Origin of the sequence: Arthrobacter woluwensis (assembly GCF_030816155.1) — a bacterium.
GTDB classification, from domain to species: domain Bacteria; phylum Actinomycetota; class Actinomycetes; order Actinomycetales; family Micrococcaceae; genus Arthrobacter_E; species Arthrobacter_E woluwensis_A.
Genome location: NZ_JAUSXR010000001.1, coordinates 734,753 through 761,222 on the forward strand (window position 1 = coordinate 734,753; position 26,470 = coordinate 761,222).

Here is a 26,470-nt window from a genome sequence, read left to right on the forward strand (position 1 = left end):
GCCGCGGCTCGTGAGGCCAGGCGGATAACGCTCCGGCAACAATCGGGCGGCTGATCCGGGACCACGCCGCGCATTTCCGTCCGGCTGTCGGTGTTGACGGGTACTGTCACAGGGAGAACCGAATGCCCGTTGCAGCCTGCCGCCAGGCCGGACGAGAAGTGGATGACCGTGAGCGACAAGAAGCCCAATGACCCCGCGTGGGACAGCCCCCGCGATTCCGACGAACCCGCTTTCGAATGGATGAAGGGCTCGACGGCGGCGGATGACGCCGGCGCCGACGCCCACCAGGAGGCGGAGAAGCCCACCCGGGGCGAGCAGCCTGAAGGCGCCCAGGAGGCGAAGGCCCCCTCCGTGGACGCCCCGAAGGAACCCGCCGCGTGGGATCCCGAGGCCACCGAGGCCACCGAGGCTCGCGCAGACGCGGCCCCGGACGCTCGCGAGGACTCCGAACCCTCCAGCGGCCCGGACGAGACGCCGGCCGGCGCGGATCGCCTCTCCACGCCCGCCGCGCCGGAATCGGACCGCCCGTTCATCGCGGGCGGCGCCGTGCTGCCCGAGGCGTTCGGCACCGCGAGCCGTGAGCCCGGGAACTCTGAGCCCGGGACTTCAGAAGCCGTGCCCGCTGAGCCTGTGACGCCGGCGGTCGAGAAGCCGGAGGCCGAGGCCACCGCCCGTGCCGAGGCCGAGGCCGAGGAGAACGCTTCCGCTGACGCATCCGCGGACGACCCCTCCGACACTCCGGCCACCGTGATCCAGGAGCGCCTGCCCACGAGCGCGCTCACGGTGCGCGCCCCCGACGAGGAGGTGCAGAAGCGCCAGGCCGCCCGCGACGCCGCGCTGGCCGCGAAGCCTGTGGGTCCGCGCGTCGTGAAGATCCTGAGCGCGATCTTCCTGCCGCTCCTGCTGGTGATCGCCGCCGTCCGCGTGGTGGCCACTCCGCTGTTCCTCTGGATCGAGTACTTCCGTCCCGGCTTCCCGGGTGACGGTTACGGCTTCAGCCAGGAGGACCGGCTCACCTACGGCTCCTACGCCGTGGATTACCTGAGCAACTTCGCCGGGCCGAGGTATCTGGGTGACCTGGTGACGGCCAGCGGCACCAAGCTGTTCCGCGACCCCGAGATCTCCCACATGGCCGACGTCAAGACGGTCACCATGAGCACGTGGGGTATGGGCGCGCTGCTCGCCGTGCTGGCCCTCGTGGCCATCTGGTACCTGGGACGGCGCCGCGACGGCTCGCTGCGCCACGCGTTCTTCGCCGCCTCCGTGGTGACGCTCGTGATCATCGTGGCGCTCGGTGTAGTGGGCTTCCTGGGCTGGGACAGCTTCTTCACCGGCTTCCACGAGATCTTCTTCGCCAACGGCACGTGGACGTTCACGCTGCAGGACACCCTGATCCGCCTTTTCCCGGGGCAGTTCTGGATCGACTCGGCCGTCACCATCGCCGGTCTGGTGTTCCTCACCGCCCTGGTCACGCTCATCTGCACCTGGCCCACCAAGCGCCGCCGTGAAGCCCGCAAGGCCGTCATCGCGGGCCGCCTGGCCGCGCAGCAGGCCGCCGTCGCGGGGGAGTGACCCCAGCGCCCGGCTCCGGGCGACCCGGCTGACACGGAAAAGCCCGCCCCTGGGAGGGGCGGGCTTTTCCGTGTCCGGGGACCGGGCTTCCGGAAGGGCGGCCGCTCAGCCGCGGTAGAGCTGGTCGATCTGCGGGGCGAAGTCGGTCACGACGGCGTTGCGGCGCAGCTTGAGCGACGGCGTCAGGTGTCCGGAGTCCACGGACAGTTCGGCGTCCAGGATGGCGAACTTGCGGATGCTCTCCGCCTTGGAGACCTGGGTGTTCGCCTGATCCACGGAGCGCTGCAGGGAAGCGAGGACCTCGGGGAGCTGCGCTGCTTCCGACGGGGTCAGCCCTGGGCGGGAGTGCTGGCCGCCCCATGCCTCGACGGCTTCGGGATCGAGGCCGATGAGCGCGGAGACGAACGGCCGGCCCTCGCCGAGCACCACCACATGCTCCACGAGCGGATTCTGGCGGATAGTCTCCTCGAGCGGTTCCGGGGCCACGTTCTTGCCGCCGGCCGTCACGATCAGGTCCTTCTTCCGGCCCGTGATGGTCAGGAAGCCGTCCTGGTCCAGCGTGCCCAGGTCACCCGTCGCGAACCAGCCGTCCACGAACGCGTCGAAGTCGGCCTGGGGGTTGTTGTGGTAGCCCTTGAAGACGCCGATGCCCTTGATCAGGACCTCGCCGTCGTCGGCGATGCGGATCGAGGTGCCGGGCACGGGCCGCCCGACGGTGCCCAGCCGGTTCTGGCCCGGTCGGTTCACCGCGGCCGGGGCCGTGGTCTCCGTGAGGCCGTAGCCTTCCAGGATCGGCACGCCGGCTCCGAGGAAGAACTCGGATTCGTGCCGGTTCAGCGCACTGGCCCCGGAGACGGTGTGGGTGATGTGCCCGCCGAACGCCGCCCGGACCCGGGGGTAGAGCAGTCGGTCGAAGAGCAGGTGACGCAGGCGCAGGACCAGGCCGGGGCCGTCGCCGAGCCCCTGCTCGTGCCGCTGGGTGGCCTGAGCGTAGTCCACGGCGGTGCTGAAGGCGCTGGCGAACAGCTTCCCCTTGCCGGACTCCTCGGCCTTCTGCTGGGCGCCCGCCACGACCTTCTCGAAGATGCGGGGCACGGCCAGCAGGAACGTCGGCTTGAGGGTCTGCATGTCCGCCATGAGCTCCGAGGCGGAGCTGCTGTGGCCCACGAGGATGCCGGCGTGGAGACAGATGACCTGCACGGCGCGGGCCAGCACGTGGGCGAGCGGCAGGAACATGAGCGTCCGGGCGCCGGGGATCAGGGTGAAGGCGCCGAGCGCCGGGACGATGTTCTCCGCCACCAGGGCGAAGTTGGCATGGCTGATCTCGCAGCCCTTCGGCTTGCCCGTGGTGCCGGAGGTGTAGACGATCGACGCCGTGTCGGCCAGGGACGCGAAGGTGCGGTGGCGTTCCAGCTCCGCCTCGGTGACCCCGGCCCCGGCGTTCGCGACGCTGACCATGCTCGGGACGGCGCCGCCGTCGTCCATCCGGATGACCTGGAGGGGAGCACTGCCCAGCAGCTCCGAGCCTTCCGCAACGGCGGTGACCAGATCGGCCTTCGCCGCGTCCTCGACGAACACCCGGCGGGCTCCGGAGTCCTCCAGGATCCACTCGACCTGGCTGGCGGAGGACGTCTCGTAGATCGGCACGGTGACGCCGCCGGCGTGCCAGATGGCGAAGTCGGCCAGGGTCCACTCGAAGCGGGTGCGGCTCATGACGGCCACGGCGTCGCCGGGCTGCAGCCCGCCGGCGATCAGGCCCTTGGCGAGGGCCTTCACCCGGGTGAGGAACCCCTCGGCCGTGAGCAGGTCCCAGCCGGGCATGCTGTCACCGCTCGGCTGGCCGGTGCCTGCGGAGGCGGCCCAGGCCCGCGACGACGGCGCGCGCAGGGCGTAGACGGGCCGGTCCGGCGTCGCGGTGGCGCGGCTCAGCAGGACGTCCGTGACGTTCGACGCCGGGTCCAGCTCGGAGAGCAAGGGCTCGGCGTACTCGGTGATGGTGCTCATGACGGGTGTTCCAGTTCCTGTCGTCTCGGATCCGGGTCAGATCCAGGAAGGCATCCACATGCGCAGACGCCAGTCGTTGTAGCTGATGGTCTCAGCGGTCCAGATGGGGTAGAAGAACGCGGAGAGCAGGAGCACCGCCGCGAGGAAGCACGCCACCACCAGGAAGCCCGACCGGCGCCGCCAGGGAGGATCGCCCTGCCGGCCGAGGATGAGTCCCAGGGCGTAGCAGAGCCCAAGGATCAGGAAGGGCTCGAAGGAGACGGCGTAGAAGAAGAACGTGGTCCGCTCCGGGTACATGAACCAGGGGAGGTACCCTCCGGCCATGCCGGCCAGGATGGCTCCAGCGCGCCAGTCGCGGCGACCGGCCCAGTAGAAGAGGACCACCAGCAGGGCGATCGTCGCGCCCCACCAGATGAGCGGGTTGCCGACGCTCAGGATGGCCTCGGAGCACTTCTCCTGAGCGCCCGGGCCGCACTGCGGCGACTGGTAGTAGAAGGAGGTGGGCCTGCCGAGGATCAGCCAGGTCCAGGCGTTCGCCTTGTACGGGTGGTCCGAACTGAGGCCCTGGTGGAAGGTGTAGGCCTGGACGTGGAAGTCCCAGAGGGAGCGGAGTGCCGGGGGAAGCCACTGGACGCCCTTGCCCGGGTTCTGTTCGGCCCAGTGGCGGTTGTAGGCGTCGTTGCTCAGGAACCAGCCGGTCCAGGTGGAGAGATAGACCGCCGTCGCGGTGCCGAGGTAGAGGAAGAACGCGGGGATGCCGTCCCGGACGATCCCGGCCACGGCCCAGTTCCGGATCCCCGCCACGCGCCGGGCGTTCATGTCCCAGAGCACCATGAGCAGGCCGAACACGGCCACGAAGAACAGCCCGGACCACTTGATCCCCACGGCCGCCCCCATGGAGGCGGAGGCGGCCAGGCGCCACCACCGGAAACCCAGGCCCGGACCCCAGCGGAGCGCGGCCTCGGACGGGACGCCGTCCGGGGACGCCGCGGCGAGGGCGGAGAGCCGGGTGGCGAGCCGCCCTCGTCCGTCGCTGCGGTCCAGCAGGAGGAACGCGAAGGCGAGCAGCACCCAGAACTCGATGAAGATGTCCAAGATCCCGATGCGGGACATGACCAGGTGGGTGCCGTCCACGGCCAGCAGCAGGCCCGCGATGGCGCCGAGCGTGACCGAGTTGAAGAGTTTCTGGGCGACCAGCGCCAGGATGAGGATGGACAGCGTGCCCACGACGGCGGACGAGAAGCGCCAGCCGAAGGTGTCGGCCTGTCCGAACAGGTCCATGCCCCAGGCGATCATCCACTTGCCGAGTGGTGGGTGGACCACGTATTCGCCGGTGGTCAGGATCTGGCTGGGGTCGCCCTGGTTGAAGGCGGCGTTCGCGTCCTTGGCCCAGTTGCGTTCGAAACCGGACTGCAGGAGCGAGTAGGCGTCCTTGACGTAGTAGGTCTCGTCGAACACGAGGGACCGCGGCTCGCCGAGCCGGACGAAGCGGAGCACCCCGCCCAGGACGGCGGTCAGGACCGGCCCGAGCCAGAACCACAGTCGCAGGGTCGGCGTGAAGTCCCGCCAGGACTGGACGGGGCCCAGAAGCCGCTCCAGGAGATTCTCCCGGGTGTACGCGTCGCGGGGGTCCAGGACCCAGGACCCTTTCCCCTGCGCCAGGCGGCGTTTCCGGATCGTGGCGGAGGTCCGTCCGTGCCGGGGCGCTCCAGGGGACGACGCGGCCGGGGACGCACTGGCGGCGCCGCCGTCCAGCGCGGCCTCTTCGGTCTGGGTCACGTAGTCATGCTACCGGGCGGTGCCACCGGGGACCCCTCGGGCTGGGCCCACAGTGGCGAGGGTCCCGAACCGAGGCACGAGGTTTGGGAGCCACTGGGGATAGCGCCTCCCGCCCTCCCCAACCTCGCTCCGCATCGGCCGGGGACCCCTCGGGCTGGGCCCACAGTGGCGAGGGTCCCGAACCGAGGCACGAGGTTTGGGAGCCACTGGGGATAGCGCCTCCCGCCCTCCCCAACCTCGCTCCGCATCGGCCGGGGACCCCTCGGGCTGGGCCCACAGTGGCGAGGGTCCCGAACCGAGGCACGAGGTTTGGGAGCCACTGGGGATAGCGCCTCCCGCCCTCCCCAACCTCGCTCCGCATCGGCCGGGGACCCCTCGGGCGGTAGGCTTGTCGCCATGGCTGAGCGAGTGGTGCAGGGTGAAGGGCGTGTGGTCCTGGCGGCCACTCCGATCGGCAACCTCGGAGATGCCTCGCCCCGGCTGCGGGAGCTCCTGGAGACCGCGGACGTGATCGCGGCCGAGGACACCCGGCGCCTGCACCGCCTGGTCCAGGGTCTCGGTGTGACGGTCTCCGGCCGGGTCATCAGCTACCACGAGCACAACGAGCGCGAACGCGCCGAGGAACTCCTGGAATTCGTCGCGGAGGGACAGACCATCCTGGTGGTGTCCGACGCCGGCATGCCCGCGGTCTCGGACCCGGGTTTCCGCCTGGTCTCCGCCGCCGTCGACGCCGGGGTGCTGGTCACCGCGGTCCCCGGGCCGTCCGCCGTGCTCACCGCGCTGGCGCTTTCCGGCCTGCCCACCGACCGCTTCACCTTCGAGGGGTTCCTGCCCCGCAAGTCCGGCGACCGCCTGGGCGCACTCCGCGGCCTGACCCAGGAGCGCCGCACGATGGTGTTCTTCGAGGCGCCGCACCGGCTCGAAGTCATGCTGGCCGCTCTGCGCGAGGTCTTCGGGACGGACCGCCAGGCGGCGGTCTGCCGTGAACTCACCAAGACCTACGAAGAAGTCATCCGCGGATCACTCGACGAACTCGTCGCCTGGGCCGCGTCCGGCGAGGTCCGCGGCGAGATCGCGGTGGTGGTCGGGGGAGCGGGGGAGCCCGAGCCAAGCCGACCCGAAGACCACATCGAGGCCGTCACCGCCCTGACCGCCGAGGGTCTGCGCCTGAAGGAGGCCGTCGCCGTCGTCGCGGAGGCTCAGGGTGTGAGCAAGCGCGAGCTGTACCAGGCGGTGCTCGCCGCGCGGAGCTGATCCCCACCCTCCTCAGGGGTTGTGCAGATGCACAGTGAAACAGGGGATCGCTAGTGCACCCCCGCGTAGACGTGCGTCACAACGCGGCGATAACTTGGCTGGGAAGGGTCTTCCTGAAAGGCCCACGCCCCAGTACCCCCAAGCACGAAGGAGTCGGACATGACTTCCGCGATCACCGCCGAGCGCGAGGCAGAGCTGCTCGCCAAGGTCCCCACCGGCCTGTTCATCAACGGTGAATGGCGTGCAGCCTCCACCGGCAAGACCTTCGACGTCGAGGATCCGGCCACCGGCAAGGTGCTGCTGAGCATCGCCGACGGCACGAGCGAGGATGCCATGGCCGCCCTCGACGCGGCCGACGCCGTGCAGGCCTCCTGGGCCCGCACCGCTCCGCGCGAGCGCGCCGAGATCCTGCGCCGCGCCTTCGAGCTGGTCACCGAGCGCGCCGACGACTTCGCCCTGCTCATGACCCTCGAGATGGGCAAGCCCCTGGCCGAGGCCCGTGGCGAGGTCACCTACGGCGCCGAGTTCCTGCGCTGGTTCTCCGAGGAGACCGTGCGTGACTACGGCCGTTACCTCACCACCCCCGAGGGCAAGAACAAGATCCTCGTGCAGCGCAAGCCGGTCGGCCCCTGCCTGCTCATCACCCCGTGGAACTTCCCGCTGGCCATGGCCACCCGTAAGATCGCTCCGGCCATCGCCGCCGGCTGCACCATGGTGATCAAGCCCGCCAAGTTCACCCCGCTCACCACGCAGCTCTTCGTGGCCACCCTGGTCGAGGCCGGTGTCCCGGCCGGCGTCGTGAACGTCGTGTCCTCCTCCAGCGCCTCCTCCATCTCCGGCCCGATCATGAAGGACTCCCGCCTCCGCAAGGTGTCCTTCACCGGCTCCACCGCCGTGGGCAAGCGCCTGATCGCCGATGCCGCCAACAACGTGCTCCGCACCTCCATGGAACTCGGCGGCAACGCCCCGTTCCTGGTCTTCGAGGACGCCGATCTGGACAAGGCCGTCGAGGGCGCCATGGCCGCCAAGATGCGCAACATGGGCGAGGCGTGCACGGCCGCCAACCGCTTCCTGGTCCACGAGTCCGTGGCTGAGGAGTTCACCGCGAAGTTCTCCGCCGCCATGGCCGCCCTCAGCACGGGACGCGGCACCGAATCCGAGACCAATGTCGGCCCGCTCATCGACTCCGGTGCCCGTGACGATGTCCACGCGCTGGTGACCGCGGCCATCGAGGCCGGCGCCACCGTCGCGACCGGCGGCGCTCCGGTGGAGGGCGAAGGCTACTTCTACGCCCCGACCGTCCTCTCCAACGTCCCGAACGACGCAGACATCCTCCGCAGCGAGATCTTCGGCCCGGTGGCCCCCGTGACCACCTTCTCCTCCGAGGAGCAGGCCATCAAGCTGGCCAACGCGAGCGAGTACGGCCTGGCCTCCTACATCTACACCCGCGATTACGCGCGGATGTTCCGCGTGGCGGAGCAGATCGAGTTCGGCATGGTCGGCTTCAACGCCGGTGTCATCTCGAACGCGGCCGCTCCGTTCGGTGGTGTGAAGCAGTCCGGTCTGGGCCGTGAAGGCGGCGCCGAGGGCATCGCCGAGTACACCACCACGCAGTACATCGGCATCGCCGACCCGTACGCCAACTGATCCACGGCACCGCCGCCTTCTCGCAACCGACGGCAGTGCTCCTGGTCCCGTGAGGGACCGCCACGGCGCCCGTCCGCCGCCCTCCGGGGCAGTGGACGGGCGCCGTCGTGTTCACGGGACTCCGGCGGCCGTCAGTGCCGCCGGCCACCACGCCACTGGCCACCGCGCCACAGACCTGAACGCCACAGCGACGGCGGGACCCAGCGGGCGCGCCACCGCGCCAGGCGTCCCTCACGCTCGCCGAGGGCCTGCTCGACGGCGGTGACCCGCTCCCGGGCCGCCTGCGCCGTGGGCTCCGCCTCGCCGTCGTCGGCCGGGGCGCCATACCGGGCGGACTCGTAGTCCCGCACCAGTTCCCGCACGGCCACCCGCCCGGACTCGGGCAGGCCGTCCTGAAGCCGGGCGGCGAAGGCCCGCGGCGTCTCGGCGTCGCGGGCAGGAACGCCGTGGTCCTCCGCCGTGGCGAGCAGTTCCTCCATCGCTCCGATCCGCACGCCCGCCCCGCTCTGCGCCGGTGAGAGCCGTCGTCGCCGCTGCCGGCCGCGCAGCACTTGCGGCAGGACCGAGGCGACGCCCAGCACGACGACGGCGGCCACTGCCCAGATCAGATGACCCCAGTCGAGCGTCTCCCACCACGGTGCGGCGACCCGCGGCGCAGCCTGCGGAACCGGGGCGGTGGTGGCGGTGGTCGACGCCGAGGGCTGGGGAGTCGAGGTGGCCGTGTTGGTCGCCCGCGGCCGGAGTCCCTCCGGGTCGAATTCCGGGACGTCGGTGGCGGAGGGGTCGAAGGCGTACCCGGGCACGATGCCACGCGAGGGGGTCGGCTCGAAGGGCACCCAGCCCGCGCCCTGGAGGTAGATCTCCGGCCACGCGTGGGCATCCTGGGCCGCCACCGCGTATTCCGTCCGCACGGGCGAGCCCTGTTCGCCGGCCTGGGTGACGCCGGTGGACCGGCCCGGCGCGAAGCCGACCGCCACACGGCTCGGCAGGCCGATCGAGCGGGCCATGACGGCCATGGCCGTGGAGTAGTGGATGCAGTACCCGCTCTTGGCCTCCAGGAACTTGCCCAGGACCTCCATCCCGGTGCCGTCGTAGCGGTGTTCCGCCGGGGCGGTCACCGAGTAGGAGAAGCCGGGACCGCGCAGGAACCGCTGCAGGGCCACGGCCTTGTCGAACGGGGTGGTGGCGTTGCGCGTGGCCTGCAGGGCCGTGTCCAGGATGGTGCGGGGCATGCTGGGTGGCAGTTCCATGAACTTGGCGAGGACCTGCTGGGGCGTGGTGGCGAGGGTCCGGAGCTGTTCCGAGGTCCATTCCGGGTTATAGGAACGGACGGTGTAGACCTCGCCGGCGCTTGTGGAGTTCCCGCTGCGGCTGCGGACGGTGAGGTTGTTGGGGTCGTAGCCCCAGTCGCCCCTGGCGCCCAGGACGCTCAACGGGTTCGTCACGAGCGGCAGGTACGGGCTCGTGAAGTCGTGGGTGCTGATCACCGTGGTCGGGAATTTCGCCGCACCGACGGCTTCCGGCGCTATCTGCGTCCCGACGTCGTCGAACTGCAGGACGGTGCCGAGGTAGCCGCCGTTGTATTTCTCCGGCTCCCAGCGGTCTCCGGAGAAGGAATCGATGGTGGTCAGCCGCAGATAGGGAGGCGAGGGTGCGTCGGTGAAGTAGCTGATGACGGTGCCCGTGCCCTGCTGCCGGAGGTTGCTGCTGAGCGACAGCACCGGGTTCAGGCCGTTGCTCTTGCCGAGCGACCCCAGCCGGGAGCCCTGCGGGAAAAGGCCCTCGGTGAATCCGGGCACGAGGGCCGGGACCACGAGTGCCATCGCGACCGCGGCCGATCCGAGCGCGGTGGCCCGGCCCAGTCCGCGGGAGGCGCTGTTCTGGGCGGCGCCCCGCGCCTTCTCCGCCGGGTTCTCCGTCTCTTCGGCGGCACGCAGGGCGCGCCGCGAGACCGCGAGAAGGATCGTGAAGAAGAAGGCCGTCGCGGCGAAGGGCCAGGCGCCTACGCTCGTGTAGTTCAGCAGGGCCGGCACCAGCAGGACAGCGAGCGCCGGGCCCGCCGCCGCCAGAGGGTTCCGTGCCCGCACCACGATCCAGTCGGTGAGCAGCACGAGCAGGCCCAGGCAGCCCGAGGTCAGAAAGGTGATCCCGGGCGCCGGGTTCACCGGCACGAACTCGTGCTCCACCGTGTTCCGGGCCTCGCCCAGGAGACTCCAGAAGCCGCCCCAGGCCGCAGGGCTCGGCAGGAGGCCGAGGAACGCCCGGTCGGCCAGGAAGAGCGCATTGAGGATCAGGCCGAGGGCGACGAGTCCCACCGCGTACGGGACCCAGGTGCTGCGGGTGAAGAACCGGGGGACGATGAGCGCCGTCCCGGTCACCTGGATCGCAACGAGGACGGGCAGGAACCAGGACCAGCCGTAGATGACCCCGGAGAGCCCGGCGGCGGCGGAGGCCAGCAGGGCGCAGACGCAGGCCATGACGGGAAGGAGGATCGCGCCGAGGCGGCTCCGGGGCGGGGCGAGGTCCTTGGCCGTGCTCATGGCCTGTCACCGCCGGACGCCGTGCTCCTGGCGGCGCTCGCCGTCGCTGCTGTCCTCGCTTCGGAACCGGGCTTACTGATACCGGGCTTGCCGGAGCCCGCCGACGGGCCCGCCCAGCGTTCCAGGAGCCGCGCCGCGGAATCGCCCGGGGAGGCCCACAGCACCCGCCAGCCTGCGGTCTCGAGCACGTCTCGCACTTCGGGGCCCGGGCTGACGGGCCAGCAGCTGATCACGGTCGCCTGCGGTGTTCCGCGCGAGCCTGCCCAGGACGCGGCCGTCCCGGCGCCGCTCAAGGTGCCGCTGACGAGGTTCCGCGCGTCGTCGAGCCCTAGGCGTCCCGTGAAGGCCACCAGCAGCCCGCCCGTCGCGGTGAGTGACAGCGGCGTGTGCTGCTCCGTCAGCTCGAGCGCGGCAAGGCACTCCGGCAGGAGTTCGGGGGCTTCCGCGGCGGCCATCGTCTCGAGTCCGGGATGCGGGGCGCTGCGGGACCGCTGGAAGGCGGGTTCTCCGGCGTGGTCCTGGAGGCGCAGTTCGTGGCCCAGTCCCGCGAGCCCCAGGGCGACCGCGAGGAACGTCCTGAGCTGCCATTCGAAGGAGACGGTGGTGCGCAGGGAGGCGGCGGCGCCGGGCACGGGGAACGGCGCGAGCTCGCCCCCGCTGTGGACGCCGGCGCGCTGATCCAGCACCAGCGTGATGCGGGGGAGCGCGCCGCCTTCCTCGTGCCGCACCATGAGCTCGCCGCGTCGCGCGGTCGAGGGCCAGTGGACCCTGCGCAGCGCATCGCCGTGCCGGTATTCGCGCACCATCACGTCGTTCTCGCTCGCACTCGCGACCCAGCTGGTCGTCTGGCTGCCGCCGACGCCGACACCGGCATGGCCCCGCAGCAGGTCCAGCAGCCCTGGCGAGAGTTCACCGGGGCGGGGGGTCACCAGAAGCTCGGTGCCCGGGTCCACGGTGTGACGCTGCCAGGCCAGATCGAAGGGATCACGGAACTCCGCGGTGACCCCGCCCACGGGGAAGACGCCGCGATGCGGAGGGGCCACCCGGTATTCGTAGGCCGAGACGGGTCCGCCGCGCGCCGCGCGGGAGGGGTAGCGGAACCGCGGCGAGCCGCCGAGGTCAGCCGGCAGCTGTTCCACCATCGTCGATTCGACCATCGACCCGCCGCCCGGCAGCCGGGCCCAGCGTGCCTTCCAGCCTGTGCGGCCCGGACCGCCCGGCACTCCGGCGGAGGCGCTGACGAAAAGGTGGACGACCGTCGTCGTGCCCTCCTGCACCGGCAGTGGATGGAACTCCCGGCGCACGCGGAAGCGCTCGTGACGGCTGCGCACGCCCAGGACCGCCAGGACCGGCAGCGCCAGGAGGAAGACGGAGAGCGTGAGGAGATCGCGGCGGCCCAGGATCCAGGCCCCGGCTAGGCAGAGAAGGGCCACCAGCACGAAACCCAGCCCCCGGCGGGTGAGGAACTTCGTGGGGGACAGCCTGCTCAACGGCCCGGCGCTCATGGCACCCGGGCCTGGTCTCCCGGCGGGGTGAAGCCTGCGGAGCTCAGGGACGGCCCGCCGGAGCCGGCGGGCGCGGACGAGGCGGCCCGGCGTGCGGCCTCGCGGGAGGCCGCGGTGTCCACGGGCAGGCGTTCCAGGATCCCGCCGAGAATGCTCGCCGCATCCTTGCCGTTCAGCACAGCGCGGCGGTCCAGCAGCAGCCGGTGGGCCAGGATGTCCTGCGCGACGACGGCGACGTCGTCCGGGAGCACGAACTCCTGTCCCGCGAGGGCCGCGTGCGCCTTGGCCGCCCTGAGGACGTGCAGCAGCGCGCGGGGGCTGGCTCCGAGGACGATGTCCGGATGGCTTCGCGTGGCCTGCCCCAGGTCCACCACGTACTCCTTGACCGGACCGGCGACATGGACCGCCTGGACGGTGGCGATCATGCGGCGCAGGAGGGCGGTGTCCACCACGGGCCTCAGGTCGTTCAGGGGCGAACGGCCCTGGTGCGCCTCCAGCATGTCGAGTTCGGCGGCGCGATCCGGATACCCCATGGAGATCCGGGCCATGAAGCGGTCCCGCTGAGCCTCGGGGAGGGGGAAGGTGCCCTCCATCTCCACCGGGTTCTGGGTGGCGAGCACCATGAACGGCGAGCCCAGCGGGTACACCTGGCCGTCGACGCTGACCTGGCTCTCCTCCATGCATTCGAGCAGGGCGGACTGCGTCTTGGCGGAGGCGCGGTTGATCTCGTCGCCGATCACCAGATTCGCGAACACGGGCCCCGGGCGGAACTCGAATTCCCCGCTGGCCTGGTTGTACATGGACACGCCCGTCACGTCGGACGGGAGCAGATCCGGGGTGAATTGGATGCGGGAGACACTGCCGTGAATGGCCCGGGCGAGCGTCTTGGCCAGCATGGTCTTGCCGACGCCGGGGACGTCCTCCAGCAGCAGGTGGCCCTGGGCCAGGAGCACCATGAGAGCGGTCCGGGCGGTTTCCTGCTTGCCGTCGATCACCCCGTTGACCGCGTCGAGGATCGCCCGCGCGGCCGAGGAGAACACCTCGGCGGACAAGGGTTCGGGAGCCGCCTGCTGGGAGCCGGGCAGCCCTGTGGCGACCCCGCCCGGGCCTGCGCCCTCGATGAAACCCGGATCTGACACGACCGACCTCTCCTTCACTCGGCGCGAGCCCCCAAAAGCCGAGTCTGACGTGGTGTAACGTGGCTCACTTCCTCACAGCCTACTCATCGCGGCGACCACGTCATAGGGTGGCGGGTCGCGGCGGGCCCTCGCACCCGATCGACTGCTCCACAGGAGGCCGTTTTCGGCCGTTTCCGGCCCGGAACGGCATCGTATGGAGCAGTCGATGGGGAAGTGCGGGGAAGTGGGGGAGGTCGGGGGAAGTGGGGTGCAAGCCTCGGAAGCGGGGCCCGTCGGGTCCCGGGTGCGGGTGCGTATTACGCTGGAATCATGTGTGCTCCCGAGACCCCGTTCGCTTACCGCCGCCCCGAGGAAGCCCCGGAAAACCGGCAGGACGGACCCGCGGATTCGGTGCGGTCCACCAAGGATGAGGCCGGCCGCAAGCGGAAGCTGGAATATCCTCCAGCGCCGGAACCGCTGAGGGTCCCGGTCATGGACAACCACACCCATCTGAACTTCCGGGACGGCCTCGTGGAGGTCTCGGTGAAGGACGCTCTCGACGCCGCCGAGGCCGTGGGAGTCAAAGCGGCCGTGCAGGTCGCTTGTGATCTGGAATCCGCGCGCTTCACGGTCCGGGCGCTGGACGAGGACCGCCGCCTCCTGGGCGCCCTGGCCATTCATCCGAACGACGCCCCGCTGTACGCGGCTCGCGGCGAGCTGGAGGACGCGCTGCAGGAGATCGAGGATCTCGCGGCCCATCCTCGCGTGCGGGGGATCGGCGAGACCGGCCTGGACTACTTCCGCACCCAGGGGGAGGAGGAACAGGCCATTCAGCACTACTCCTTCCGCCGTCACATCGACATCGCGCGGCGGCTCGGCCTCACGCTGCAGATCCACGACCGGGACGCGCACGACGACGTCGTCCGGATCCTGCTCGAGGAGGAGCAGCCGGAGCGCGTGGTCTTCCATTGCTTCTCCGGCGACGAGAAGCTCGCGGCCATCTGCAACGAGCACGGGTGGTACATGTCCTTCGCCGGGCCGGTCGGATTCAAGGCGAACGGGCACCTGCGGGACGCCCTCAGGACGGCCCGCCGGGACCTGATCATGGTCGAGACGGATTCGCCGTTCCTGACCCCTCATCCGTACCGCGGGCGGCCCAACGCGAGCTACATGATCCCGTACACGATGCGGTCCATGGCGGAAGCTCTGGAGACTGATCTCGATGAATTGTGCGCCGACGTCGCGCGCAACACGGAAGCCGCGTACGGCAGCTGGGACTGAGTCCCGAACTGCGCGCTGAGCTGGGCTGACATTGTGAAGCCGCGCCCGCGCCACGGGCGCGTACCGTACCCGACGGGCGGGATCTGCGCGACTCCGCGTGTCGCGGACGGCCTTCAGGGCTTGGCTGTTTTATAACGCTTCGGTTACAGTGGATGACAGATAGCCGGGGTCGGGGAAGGCCTGCGGACGAATGACACTTCGTTGTGAACCATGGACACCCGTGTGCCGAGAGGCCCCGGGCGCCCATCAGGCCTTGCCTTGCGAGGCCCCTGTTCCCCGTGCCCGGACGCACCAGTAGTTTGGGTAGTAGTGAACAAAATCTTCGCAACTGACGGAAAGATCAGTCCCGTCAAGGTGGGCGTCCAGCTCGCGGTGATCCTGGCCTTGGTCGGAGGCCTCCTGGCCTTCGTGGTCAACAACAAGACCGTGAAAATCAACCTCGACGGCCGTGTCAGCTCCGTCCAGACCTTCGGCGGCAACGTCGAGCAGGTCGTGAAGAGCGCCAACATCGACATCGCCGACAAGGACAAGGTGGTTCCCGCGCTGAACAGCGGCGTGCAGGACGGCACCGAAGTCCGGATCAACCGCTCCAAGGCGGTCTCCGTGGTCGTGGACGGTGCGGCGCGTGAGGTCGACACCCACGAGAGCACCGTCGCCGGCCTGATCAAGGAACTCGGCGTGAAGGACACCTCCCGCGTGTCGCTCCCGGCCGACGCCACCCTCGACGTCAAGGGCACCAGCCTCACCATCTCCACCCCCAAGAAGGTCAACCTGATCGTCCGCGGCAAGGGCAGCAAGCTGACCACCACCGCCGCCACGGTCGGCGACGTCCTCAAGGAAGCCAAGGTCGTCCTCGGCAAGAACGACGTCTCGGCCCTCCCGGCCACCGCTCCGGTGACCGCGAACATGACCGTCAAGGTCAGCAACATCGACAAGAGCCGCACGGCCACCGTGAAGGAAGCGATTCCGTTCGACGTGGTCAAGACCGATTCCGCCAAGCTCGACAAGGGCGTGGAGAAGGTCACCACCGAGGGCGTGGCCGGTTCGGTCGAGAAGACCTTCCGCCTCGTGATCGTGGACGGCAAGGAAGCGACCCGCACCCTGGTCACCAGCAAGGTCACGGCCGAGCCCGTGACGCAGCGTGTGGAGGTCGGCACCAAGGAAGCCCCCGTGGCTCCCGCCACCCCGGCCGCGTCCAACACCGGCGCCGCGGCTCCGGCCACGGTGAACGCCGGCATGTGGGACCGCATCGCCCAGTGTGAGTCGACCGGCAACTGGTCCATCAACACCGGCAACGGCTACTACGGTGGCCTGCAGTTCGACATCGGGACCTGGCTCGGCGCCGGCGGCGGCGCGTACGCCCCGAATGCCAGCCTCGCCACCCGCGAGCAGCAGATCGACATCGCCAACCGCGTGTACGCCGAGCGCGGACTGTCCCCCTGGGGCTGCGCCTGGGCCGCCGGATAAGCGGCGCTCCTTTTACCAGCTGAACGACGGCGGCCGGTGACCTCCCCACGGAGGTCACCGGCCGCCGTCGTCGTGTGTGAAGAACGGGGCCGCGGGCTGTGACCGCCGGGTCGGTAGGATTGTCGGGTGAGTGATGCACCCCAGAACCCCGACGCCGCGACGAACCCCACCCCGTTGCTGGGCGCCGCGGACATCCGCCGTCTGGCCGAGGAGCTCGGCGTCCGGCCCACCAAGACGCTGGGGCAGAACTTCGTGATCGATGGGAACACCATCCGCCGGATCGTGGCCGCCGCCGAACTGGACCCGTCGGAGACCGTGCTGGAGGTCGGCCCGGGCCTCGGCAGCCTGACCCTGGGCCTCCTGGACGCCGCCGCCCACGTGGTGGCCGTGGAGATCGACCCGGTCCTGGCGGGACGTCTGCCCACCACCGTGGAGGAATTCCGGCCGGGCGCGGCCGAGCGCTTCACCCTCATCAACCAGGACGCTCTCAAGGTCACCGAGCTGCCGCATCAGCCGACCGCCGTCGTCGCCAATCTGCCCTACAACGTCGCGGTGCCCGTGGTGCTCCACCTCCTGGAACACTTCCCGACCATCCGCCACGGTCTGGTCATGGTGCAGGACGAGGTGGCGGACCGCCTCGCCGCAGGACCCGGCTCCAAGATCTACGGTGTGCCGTCGGTCAAGGCCGCCTGGTACGGCACCATGCGCAAGGCGGGGGTGATCGGGATGAACGTCTTCTGGCCGGCGCCGAAGATCCACTCCGGACTGGTCGCCTTCGAGCGCTACGAGGAGGAGACCACGTCCCGCGCCAGCCGCGAGGAGGTCTTCGCCGTGATCGACGCGGCCTTCGCGCAGCGCCGCAAGACCCTCCGCGCCGCGCTGTCGGGCTGGGCCGGAAACGGCGCCGAGGCGGAACGCTATCTCCACCTGGCGGGCGTCGATCCGAGCGCCCGCGGAGAAACCCTGGACATCGGCGCCTTCACCCGCATCGCCGAGGCCCGGATCCCTCTGGAGGCCTGAGGATGCGCCGCGGCAACTCCGTGACGGCCTCCGCGCCGGGGAAGATCAACGTCCTCCCTGCACGTCGGCCCGCTGCGGGAGGACGGATATCACTCCCTGGCGAGCGTCTTCCTCGCGGTGTCGCTCCGGGAAGAGGTGCGGGCCTCGTTCCTGGACGAGCCAGGCATCCAGGTGGTCCTCTCACCGGACAGCACGCTCGACGTGGACCCGGAGACCATCCCCCTGGACGCCCGGAACCTGGTGTACCGCGCGGCCGCGCTCCTCGCCTCGCACTGCGGCCTGGAACCCGCCGTGCGCCTGGAGATCGTGAAACGGGTCCCGGTCGCGGGCGGCATGGCGGGAGGATCCGCCGACGCCGCCGCCGCGCTCGTGGCCTGCAACGCGCTGTGGGAGTGCGGGCTGAGCCGGGAGGAACTGGCCGCCCTGGGAAGCCGGCTCGGGGCGGACGTGCCCTTCTGCCTTCTCGGCGGAGCCGCGGTGGGCCTGGGCGTGGGCGATGAACTTACCACGGCCCTGGTGCACGGCGAACTCCACTGGGTGGTGGTCCCGGCCGCGTTCGGGCTCTCCACTCCTGAGGTGTTCGGTCGTCTCGACGCTCTCCGCGAGGCCGAAGGCTATGCCGCGCCGGAGCCTGACTCCGTGGACGCCGCGATCCTGGCGGCCCTGCGCACCCCGGACAGCCATGTGCTGTCCACGCTCATGGTCAACGACCTCCAGCGGGCCGCGCTGGACCTGGCCCCTGAACTGCGCGACGTGCTCGGCCTGGGGGAGTCCCTGGGCGCCCTCGCGGGGATCGTGTCCGGCTCCGGCCCTACGGTCGCGTTCCTCTGCGAGGATACGACGGCGGCCCGCGCTCTCGCGGACGGCTTCAGCCACCGCGGCCTGGGGTCCTTCGTGCTCACGGCGCCGTCGCCGGGAGCCTACGTGCACCAATGAGCACATGCACCCTTGAGTAAAGGCACCCTTGAGTAGATCCACCCACGAGGCGGGGCCGGGCGCAGAGTCCGGCCGGACTGCCTACGATGGATAGGTTCAGCGTGCCGTGTGGCCGGGTCCTCCGGATCCCCACGGCACCACCTCTGGACCACACGGCCTTCTGAACACGACACACTGACGAAAGCAGCACATGGCACATCTTCTGGGCGGCGAGAATCTCGCCGTGTCCTTCGGCACCCGCACCGTCCTGGACGGCGTCACGGTGGGACTCGAGGACGGCGACCGGATCGGGATCGTGGGCCGCAACGGCGATGGCAAGTCCACGCTCATGCGGTTCCTGGCCCAGCGCGCGCAGCCCGACGACGGCCGCGTGACGCAGCGCCGCGACCTGCGGGTGGGATACCTGGACCAGCAGGACGTGCTGGACGGGGACGACACCGTGGGCCAGGCGATCGTCGGGGACATGGCGGATCACGAATGGGCCGCCGATCCGAAGATCCGCGAGATCATGGGCGGTCTGGTGGGGGACGTGGACTGGGACTCGAACGTCCACAGCCTCTCGGGCGGTCAGAAGCGCCGCGTCGCGCTGGCGAAGCTCCTGATCGGTGACCACGACGTCATCATGCTGGACGAGCCCACCAACCATCTCGACGTCGAGGGCGTGGCGTGGCTGGCCCGTCACCTGAAGAACCGCTGGCGTGCCACTGAGGGCGCGTTCCTGGTGGTCACCCACGACCGCTGGTTCCTGGACGAGATCTGCACCAAGACCTGGGAGGTCCACGACGGTGTGGTGGACCCGTTCGAAGGCGGCTACGCGGCGTACGTCCTGGCCCGTGCCGAGCGGGACCGCATGGCGTCCGTCGTAGAGGCCAAGCGCGAGCAGCTCGTGAAGAAGGAACTCGCCTGGCTCCGCCGGGGCGCCCCGGCGCGCACCTCCAAGCCGAAGTTCCGGATCGAGGCGGCCAATGCCCTGATCGCGGATGTTCCCGAGCCTCGAGACACTCTGGCCCTGAGCAAGATGGCCACGGCCCGCCTGGGCAAGGACGTCATCGACCTGGAGAACGTCACCCTGGACCGCCGCCCCGCACCGGGCGAGGCCGAGGACCAGAGCGGGACGCCGCTCTTCGACAACATCACCCTGCGCCTCGCCCCGGGCGAGCGCGTCGGCCTGGTCGGCGTGAACGGCGCCGGCAAGTCCACCCTCCTGCGCCTGCTGTCCGGCGAGGTCGCGCCCACGAGCGGCAAGGTGAAGCGCGGCAAGACCGTGGTCCCGGCCGTGCTGAGTCAGGAAGTGCACGAACTGCGCGAGGTGGACGATCTGCGCGTGGTCGAGCTGATCGAGCGCGAGAAGCGGTCCTTCAGCGTGGGCGGCAAAGACCTCACGGCCGGGCAGCTCGTCGAGCAGCTCGGGTTCACGAACGCCCGTCAGTGGACGCCCATCCGGGACCTCTCCGGTGGTGAGCGGCGGCGTCTCCAGCTCCTGCGCCTCCTGGTGGGTGAGCCCAATGTGCTCATGCTCGACGAGCCCACCAACGACCTGGACACGGACACCCTCGCCGCGGTGGAGGATGTCCTGGACGGCTGGCCGGGCACGCTCGTGGTCGTCAGTCACGACCGGTACCTGCTCGAACGCGTGACGGATCACCAGATCGCGTTGCTGGGCGACGGCAAGATCCGCGGGCTTCCGCGGGGCGTGGATCAGTATCTGGAGCTGCGCGAGGCGGCACTGGCCGGTTCGTCCGCCAAGACGAGCGGCCCGACGGCGGCCGGCGGCTCCGGCGCGGCGGGCACCCCGGGCGGCGGCGCGCCGTCGTCGGGGGCCAGCGAGGCGGAGAAGCGCGAGGCACGCAAGAACATCAACCGGATCGAACGCCAGCTCGGCAAGCTCGCGCAGCAGGAGGAGAAGCTGCACGGGCAGATGGCCACGGCCTCCGAGAAGGCCGACTTCGACGCCCTCGGCGGGCTGAACACCCAGCTCAACGAGGTGCTCGAGGAGAAGGAGACCCTGGAGATGGAGTGGCTCGAAGCCGCCGAGGTCCTGGGGGAGTAACACCCTCCCCTGACTTTCCGATCGACTGCTCCGTAGGATGCCGTTTTCCTCGATTTTCGGGGGATTTCGACATCCTGTGGAGCAGTCGATTTTTTTGGGAAGGGCTTGGACCTCAGGGAACGGATCGGGGCCTGGGTTGACCGGGCGCGAGAGAGGTCCCGGGGAGCGGCGGTGAAGACCCGGGACGCTGCCTAGGCTGAGGCACACGTCCGGCCGGAAACGGGCCGGAGCCGAGTTCCGGGGAGGGCCGTGCCGTTCCATGATCTGCTGCACCTGGCCGCGGTGATGCTCACCGCCGTCGCGGTCGGGGTGCATCCGGGCTGGCGTGACCGCCCGCGGCTGCCCCGACTGACCGGCTGTGTCCTCATGCTCGTCGCGATGGTGGACGTGGCCTATCTTGGGCTGCTGAGCGTCGTGGTCTGGGTGCCGCTGCTGGTGCTGTCGGCCATCGCGCTGTCGGCGCTGAGCCGGCGGGAACGTCAGGGTTGCGTCGCCACCCTGCACGACAGCCTCGGACTCCTCGTCATGGCGGTGCTCCTCATCTTCATGCATCCGGCTGCGGCCCCGGGATTCACCGCTTCGACGGCGCATAGTGGCCACGCGTCCGCAGGAGGGCTGCTGGGGATAATGACCGTCGTGCTGGTGCTCTGTCACGTCGCGGGTTCGCTGTGGGGCGTGGCGCGGGCCCCGGGGTCCGCCGTGCGCGGCCAGTATCTCCTCATGGGCGGAGCGACGGCGCTCATGTCCGCCGCCGTCCTCGGCTGATCCAGGCCGGGGCAGGCTCAGCGTTCCTGTTCCGCCAGATCGGGCGTCCCGGACACCGGGTCTTCCAGCGTCCGGCCGCCACCGCGCTGGGCCGCCGCGCCGGCGAACACCACGAGTGCGATCCCGAGCATCTGCATCACGGTGGGCATCTGGCTGAGGATCAGCAGACCGATCAGGATGCCGAACGCCGGCTCGATCGCCAGGAGCGTGCCGAACGCCGTGTGGTTCATGCGGCGCAGCGCGAGCATCTCCAGGCCGAACGAGATGACCGGCGTGATGAGCGCGATTCCCGCGATGACCAGGAGCAGCACCCAGTCCAGATCGCCGTCGAGCACCTGGGGAAGGCCGACGGCGGTGGTCGCGACGGCGGCGACCGGGATGGTGAGCGCCAGGCCGCTGATGCCGGAGAACCGGTCGCCGACCAGCTGAGTGAGCACGTTGTACAGGCCCCAGCAGGCCCCGGCCAGTAGGGCGAAGCCGACGCCCAGCAGGTCCACGCCGCCGTGCCAGGGCTCGGTGAGGAGCACGACGCCGAGCAGTGCGATCACGGGCCAGATGAGCGCCTTGCGCTGTTTGCCGGCCAGCCCGGCGACGGTGAGCGGTCCGAGGAATTCGATCGCCACGGCGGTGCCGAGGGGGATCCGTTCCACGGCCGCGAGGAAGAACGTGGTCATGAACCCGGTGACGACGCCCAGCGCCAGCAGCTTCGGGACATCCTGCCGAGTGATCGAGCGGAAGGACGGCCGCGCGATGAGCAAGAGGAAGACGGCCCCGAAACACATGCGCAGCCAGGCGGTCCCACCGGGTCCGATGTGCTCGATGACCCCGACCGACAACGCGTTCGAGATCTGGATCATGAGCATGGCGGCGATCGCCATGGACCAGGCGGGGATCCGCACGGTGCCGTTCCGGGTGGTCATGATGCTCCATTCGTGGGGTGGTTCGAGTGAGAAGTCGAGAGGGGCGCTGATGCGCGGTGTTCGAAAGTGCGGCGTCCACCACTGTGCTGGACCGTCACCGGCGGACCGTCGCCATCGGCGCGGCGCCGTCGGGTGGCGGCGGGTGGTTGAACCGCGACGGCTGCCGTCAGCCGTGCTCCGCGTCCAGCGTCCGCGGGGTGCCGACGCCGGGTTCGTGGACCGTGAGGAGGAATCTGGCAGGGTCCGTGTGAGGGTTCCGGTAGGAGTGGTCCGAGTCGCCGAAGAAGGAGAGTGCGTCGCCGGTGCCGAGTTCGTAGCTCTGCCCGTCCACCGTCACGACGATCGCGCCCACCTGCACCTGGAGGAGTTCCCGGGTGCCCTCGGAGTGCGCTTCGCTGACGTGGAGTTCGCCGGGCGCCAGGGTCCAGTCCCAGAGCTCCACCACGTCCGGTGGCTGCGTCCCGGCGACCAGCACACCCCGGCCACCGGCTGCTCCGGTCCAGAGGACCGCCCCCTCCCCGTGCCGCGTCACCTTCGCCGCGCGGGTCGCGGGTGGCTCGACGAGCGCGGGGAGCCCGACGCCGAGTGCGTCACTGAGCCGCAGCAGGGTGCCGACGCTGGGGTTCACGGAGCCCTGCTCCACGTTGACGACCATGCGGCGGCTCACGCCCGCGGCGTCGGCGAGCTGATCCAGGGTCCAGGCCAGGGCTTTGCGCTCCTGCCGGACCCGGGCGCCGATCGCCTGGGCCAGTGATTCCGCCGCTTCATCCATAAGTGCATCATAATGCACGAAACGTGCACTGTGAAAGAGGATCCTTGCGGAGGGATACCCCCTAGGGGTATGTTGAAGTTGAGATACCCCCAGGGGGTATGATCGTTGTGAAAGGGGAACCACATGAGCAGCACCGCCACCGAGGTCGAACTCGACATCACCGGGATGACCTGCGCCTCCTGCGCCAACCGGATCGAGCGCAAGCTCAACAAGGTGGACGGGGTCGAAGCCACGGTCAACTACGCCACCGAGAAAGCCCGCGTCACAGCGCCCGGAGGTTTCGACGTCGCGCTGCTCATCGGCACGGTGGAGCAGGCCGGCTACGGCGCCACCGTTCACGAAGAGGAAGCTCCTCAGGACGACACCGAACTGAACTCCCTGCGCCGCCGCCTCTGGACCTCCGTGGTGCTGGCGGTCCCGGTGATCGTGCTGTCGATGGTTCCGGCGTTCCAGTTCACCGGATGGCAGTGGGTGTCCCTGGTCCTGGCCACGCCGGTCATCCTCTGGGGCGCCTGGCCGTTCCACCGGGCAGCCTGGACCAACCTCCGCCACGGCGCCGCCACCATGGACACCCTGGTCTCCGTCGGCACGCTGGCGGCCTACCTCTGGTCCCTCTACGCACTCTTCTTCGGCCACGCCGGCATGCTCGGGATGCGCCACGAGTTCTCGTTCGCCATCCAGCGCAGCGACGGCGCCGGCAACATCTACCTGGAAGTCGCCGCCGGGGTGACCATGTTCCTCCTGGCCGGGCGCTACTTCGAGAAGCGGTCGAAGCGCCAGGCCGGCGCGGCCTTGCGGGCCCTCCTGGAGTTGGGCGCCAAGGAGGTGACCGTCCTGCGCGACGGCGGCGAGCATCGCATCCCCGTGGCGGAACTCCGCGTGGGGGATGAGTTCGTCGTGCGGCCCGGGGAGAAGATCGCCACCGACGGCAGTGTGGTGGACGGGGTCTCGGCCGTCGACGCCTCGATGATCACCGGCGAATCCGTCCCCGTGGACGTCGGCCCGGGTGACGCCGTGGTCGGCGCCACCGTGAACACCTCGGGGCGCCTCGTGGTCCGGGCCTCCCGCGTGGGCAACGACACCCAGCTCGCTCAGATGGCCCGGCTCGTCGAAGACGCCCAGTCCGGGAAGGCCGAGGTCCAGCGGCTGGCGGACCGGATCTCCGGGGTCTTCGTGCCGGTGGTCATCGGCATCGCGCTGCTCACCCTCGCCGCCTGGCTCCTGCTGGGCCAGCCCGTCGCCGCAGCGTTCACCGCGGCGGTCGCCGTCCTGATCATCGCCTGCCCGTGCGCCCTGGGTCTCGCGACGCCGACCGCGCTCCTGGTCGGCACGGGGCGTGGCGCGCAACTCGGCATCCTCATCAAGGGCCCGGAGGTCCTTGAGAGCACGCGCCGCGTCGACACCGTGGTCCTCGACAAGACCGGCACCGTCACGACCGGGAAGATGGAGCTGGACCAGGTCCTGACGGTGGGCGGGGACCCGGCGGACCGCCTGACCGCGCTGCGCCTGGCCGGAGCCCTGGAACACGCGAGTGAGCACCCGATCGCCCGGGCGATCGCCCGCGGGGCCGAGGCGGAGGCCGGGGAACTCCCGCCGGTTTCCGGGTTCCGGAATGAGCAGGGACTCGGCGTCCGCGGAACCGTCGAGGGCGTCGGCGTCCTCGCAGGGCGCGAAGCGTTCCTGGCCGCGGAGGGGCTGACCCTGCCCGAGGAACTGCGCCGCGCCAAGGCCGAGGCCGAGGTGCAGGGGCGGACCGCCGTCGTCGTCGGCTGGGGCGGGGAGGCGCGAGCGGTTCTGACCGTCGCCGACCGGCTCAAGCCGAGCAGCGCCGAGGCAATCGGCCGGCTCAAGGGCCTGGGACTCGAGCCGGTCCTGCTGACCGGTGACAACGACGCCGTGGCGCGCAGCATCGCCGCCGAAGTGGGGATCGAGCGGGTGGTCGCGGAGGTCCTGCCGCAGGACAAGGTGGACGTGGTGCGCGGGCTGCAGGCCGAGGGGCGCGTGGTGGCGATGGCCGGTGACGGGGTCAACGACGCCGCGGCGCTCGCGGCCGCCGATCTGGGCCTGGCGATGGGGACCGGGACGGACGCGGCCATCGAGGCGTCGGACCTCACCCTGGTGCGCGGTGACCTGCTCGGAGCCGTCGACGCGATCCGGCTCTCGCGGGCGACGCTGCGCACCATCAAGGTCAATCTGTTCTGGGCGTTCGCCTACAACGTGGCGGCGATCCCGCTGGCTGCGCTCGGCTTGCTGAACCCGATGATCGCCGGGGCGGCCATGGCCTTCTCCAGCGTGTTCGTGGTGGGGAACAGTCTGCGGCTGCGGCGGTTCAAGGGCGCGGGGTCGGTCAAGGGCGCTGTCTCCTAAGCCCTCACGCGCTTTCTGTGAAGGACCCGTCCGGTGCCCGGGCGGGTCCTTCGGCGTTCCCGGGGGAGTGGATAGACCTATCGGCGTGACGTGGAACACGCTATAGTACCGAATGTTCGGTAAGTAATACTGCGCGCCCCTGAGCTGGAGGAGTGAAGCATGCAGGACCTGACTCCGCGTCCCGATGAGCTGGACCCCATCGAGACCGCTTCCGTCGACGAGCTGCGGGCGCTGCAGCTGGACCGCCTGAAATGGACGCTCCGTCACGCCTACGACAACGTCCCGCACTACCGGAAGGCCTTCGACGAGGCCGGGGTCCATCCCGAGGACCTGACGTCCCTGGAGGACCTGGCCCGTTTCCCCTTCACCAGCAAGGTCGATCTCCGGGAGAACTACCCGTTCGGCATGCTCGCCGTGCCGCGCGAGCAGGTGGCGCGGGTGCATGCCTCCTCCGGGACCACCGGGCGCCCGACCGTGGTCGGCTACACGAAGGACGATCTGGCCATGTGGGCCACGGTCATGGCCCGCAGCATCCGGGCCGCCGGCGGACGACCGGGGGACATGCTGCACAACGCGTACGGCTACGGGCTGTTCACGGGCGGCCTCGGCGCACACGCCGGCGCCGAGCACCTGGGTTGCACGGTGGTGCCCGTCTCCGGCGGCATGACCGAGCGTCAGGTGCAGCTCATCCAGGACTTCCGCCCGGACATCATCATGGTCACCCCTTCCTACATGCTCGCGGTCATCGAGGAGATGGAGCGCCAGGGTGTCGACCCGCGGTCCACCTCCCTCAAGGTCGGCATCTTCGGCGCCGAACCCTGGACCAACGACATGCGCCACGAGATGGAGGAGCGCCTCGACATGCACGCCGTGGACATCTACGGGCTGTCGGAGGTGATCGGCCCGGGTGTGGCCAGCGAATGCGTCGAGACGAAGGACGGCTTGACGGTCTGGGAGGACCACTTCTATCCGGAGATCGTGGACCCCATCACCCTGGAGCCGGTGCCGGAAGGCCAGGAGGGCGAGCTGGTGTTCACGTCCCTGACCAAACAGGCCATGCCGATCATCCGGTACCGCACCCGCGACCTGACCAGGCTGCTTCCGGGCACCGCGCGCACCATGCGCCGGATCGAGAAGATCACTGGCCGCACGGACGACATGATCATCCTGCGCGGCGTGAACCTCTTCCCGACCCAGATCGAGGAACTCATCCTCCACACCCCGGAGCTCTCGCCGCACTTCCAATGCCACCTCTCGCGGCAGGGCATGCTGGACGAGCTGACGGTGCGGGTCGAACAGCGCGACGGCGTCACTCCCGAGGCCGCGCACGCTGCGGCGATGACGCTGAAGCGGCTGGTCAAGAGCAAGATCGGCGTCACGGTGGCCGTGGACGTCGTGATCCCGGGCAGCATGGAACGGTCCAACGGCAAGATGCGCCGGATCGTGGACAGCCGCCCGAAGAGGTAGCCGGCG

The 26,470-nt window shown here is 70.2% G+C and carries 17 protein-coding genes and 1 pseudogene; 11 read left to right on the forward strand and 7 right to left on the reverse strand.

Annotation, left to right across the window (positions count from 1 at the left end; all coding sequences use genetic code 11):
- Nucleotides 1-168: 168 nt before the first annotated feature.
- The gene (locus tag QFZ52_RS03345; RefSeq protein ID WP_307496225.1) at nt 169-1,572 is read left to right on the forward strand and encodes a TIGR01906 family membrane protein; all 1,404 of its coding nucleotides are present in this window, start codon (nt 169-171) and stop codon (nt 1,570-1,572) included.
- A gap of 105 nt (nt 1,573-1,677) precedes the next feature.
- Here the strand turns inward: QFZ52_RS03345 and QFZ52_RS03350 are convergent, their stop codons facing one another.
- Nucleotides 1,678-3,567 (reverse strand): AMP-dependent synthetase/ligase, encoded by a 1,890-nt coding sequence (locus QFZ52_RS03350; protein ID WP_373425696.1) that lies wholly within the window; start codon nt 3,565-3,567, stop codon nt 1,678-1,680.
- Nucleotides 3,568-3,612: 45 nt separating this feature from the next.
- Nucleotides 3,613-5,355: a dolichyl-phosphate-mannose--protein mannosyltransferase gene (locus QFZ52_RS03355; RefSeq protein ID WP_373425614.1), complete on the reverse strand. Its 1,743-nt coding sequence runs from the start codon at nt 5,353-5,355 to the stop codon at nt 3,613-3,615.
- Between the two features lie 396 nt (nt 5,356-5,751).
- On the opposite strand from QFZ52_RS03355, the gene rsmI reads away from it, so the two are divergent.
- The gene (gene rsmI, locus QFZ52_RS03360) at nt 5,752-6,609 is read left to right on the forward strand and encodes a 16S rRNA (cytidine(1402)-2'-O)-methyltransferase (protein ID WP_307496227.1); all 858 of its coding nucleotides are present in this window, start codon (nt 5,752-5,754) and stop codon (nt 6,607-6,609) included.
- 159 nt (nt 6,610-6,768) lie between these two features.
- On the forward strand, nt 6,769-8,256 hold the full coding sequence (locus tag QFZ52_RS03365; protein WP_307496228.1) for an NAD-dependent succinate-semialdehyde dehydrogenase: 1,488 nt from the start codon (nt 6,769-6,771) through the stop codon (nt 8,254-8,256).
- A gap of 131 nt (nt 8,257-8,387) precedes the next feature.
- On the opposite strand, the gene QFZ52_RS03370 is transcribed toward QFZ52_RS03365, so the two are convergent.
- From QFZ52_RS03370 to QFZ52_RS03380, 3 genes are read right to left on the reverse strand one after another with little or no spacing between them, the layout of a single operon-like run.
- Complete coding sequence (locus QFZ52_RS03370) at nt 8,388-10,796, reverse strand: transglutaminase TgpA family protein (protein ID WP_307496229.1); 2,409 nt, start codon at nt 10,794-10,796, stop codon at nt 8,388-8,390.
- Nucleotides 10,793-12,301, reverse strand: coding sequence for a DUF58 domain-containing protein (locus QFZ52_RS03375; protein WP_307496230.1), 1,509 nt, complete (start codon nt 12,299-12,301; stop codon nt 10,793-10,795). Before QFZ52_RS03375 ends, QFZ52_RS03370 begins: the two co-directional genes overlap by 4 nt.
- A complete protein-coding gene (locus QFZ52_RS03380) occupies nt 12,298-13,440 on the reverse strand; it encodes an AAA family ATPase (RefSeq protein WP_373425615.1) in 1,143 nt (380 codons plus the stop codon). Before QFZ52_RS03380 ends, QFZ52_RS03375 begins: the two co-directional genes overlap by 4 nt.
- 309 nt (nt 13,441-13,749) lie before the next feature.
- On the opposite strand from QFZ52_RS03380, the gene QFZ52_RS03385 reads away from it, so the two are divergent.
- From QFZ52_RS03385 to QFZ52_RS03410, 6 genes and pseudogenes are all read left to right on the forward strand, one after another.
- Nucleotides 13,750-14,700, forward strand: a complete 951-nt coding sequence (locus QFZ52_RS03385; protein WP_373425616.1) for a TatD family hydrolase — start codon at nt 13,750-13,752, stop codon at nt 14,698-14,700.
- 309 nt (nt 14,701-15,009) lie between these two features.
- Nucleotides 15,010-16,167 (forward strand): resuscitation-promoting factor, encoded by a 1,158-nt coding sequence (locus QFZ52_RS03390; protein ID WP_307496231.1) that lies wholly within the window; start codon nt 15,010-15,012, stop codon nt 16,165-16,167.
- A gap of 126 nt (nt 16,168-16,293) precedes the next feature.
- On the forward strand, nt 16,294-17,187 hold the full coding sequence (rsmA, locus tag QFZ52_RS03395; RefSeq protein ID WP_307496232.1) for a 16S rRNA (adenine(1518)-N(6)/adenine(1519)-N(6))-dimethyltransferase RsmA: 894 nt from the start codon (nt 16,294-16,296) through the stop codon (nt 17,185-17,187).
- Between the two features lie 2 nt (nt 17,188-17,189).
- Nucleotides 17,190-18,123 (forward strand): annotated as a pseudogene (locus QFZ52_RS03400) (4-(cytidine 5'-diphospho)-2-C-methyl-D-erythritol kinase).
- Nucleotides 18,124-18,313: 190 nt separating this feature from the next.
- Nucleotides 18,314-20,173, forward strand: a complete 1,860-nt coding sequence (locus QFZ52_RS03405) for an ABC-F family ATP-binding cassette domain-containing protein (RefSeq protein WP_307496233.1) — start codon at nt 18,314-18,316, stop codon at nt 20,171-20,173.
- 249 nt (nt 20,174-20,422) lie between these two features.
- On the forward strand, nt 20,423-20,938 hold the full coding sequence (locus QFZ52_RS03410; RefSeq protein ID WP_307496234.1) for a hypothetical protein: 516 nt from the start codon (nt 20,423-20,425) through the stop codon (nt 20,936-20,938).
- 17 nt (nt 20,939-20,955) lie between these two features.
- On the opposite strand, the gene QFZ52_RS03415 is transcribed toward QFZ52_RS03410, so the two are convergent.
- Both QFZ52_RS03415 and QFZ52_RS03420 read right to left on the reverse strand, forming a co-directional pair.
- Nucleotides 20,956-21,858, reverse strand: a complete 903-nt coding sequence (locus QFZ52_RS03415) for an EamA family transporter (RefSeq protein ID WP_307496235.1) — start codon at nt 21,856-21,858, stop codon at nt 20,956-20,958.
- A gap of 166 nt (nt 21,859-22,024) precedes the next feature.
- The gene (locus QFZ52_RS03420) at nt 22,025-22,630 is read right to left on the reverse strand and encodes a helix-turn-helix domain-containing protein (RefSeq protein ID WP_307496236.1); all 606 of its coding nucleotides are present in this window, start codon (nt 22,628-22,630) and stop codon (nt 22,025-22,027) included.
- A 123-nt stretch (nt 22,631-22,753) separates the two neighbouring features.
- On the opposite strand from QFZ52_RS03420, the gene QFZ52_RS03425 reads away from it, so the two are divergent.
- Nucleotides 22,754-24,997 carry a heavy metal translocating P-type ATPase gene (locus tag QFZ52_RS03425; protein WP_307496237.1) on the forward strand — a complete coding sequence of 748 codons (2,244 nt, stop codon included), beginning with the start codon at nt 22,754-22,756 and terminating at the stop codon, nt 24,995-24,997.
- Between the two features lie 159 nt (nt 24,998-25,156).
- Nucleotides 25,157-26,464 (forward strand): phenylacetate--CoA ligase PaaK, encoded by a 1,308-nt coding sequence (gene paaK / locus QFZ52_RS03430; protein ID WP_307496238.1) that lies wholly within the window; start codon nt 25,157-25,159, stop codon nt 26,462-26,464.
- Nucleotides 26,465-26,470: the final 6 nt, after the last annotated feature.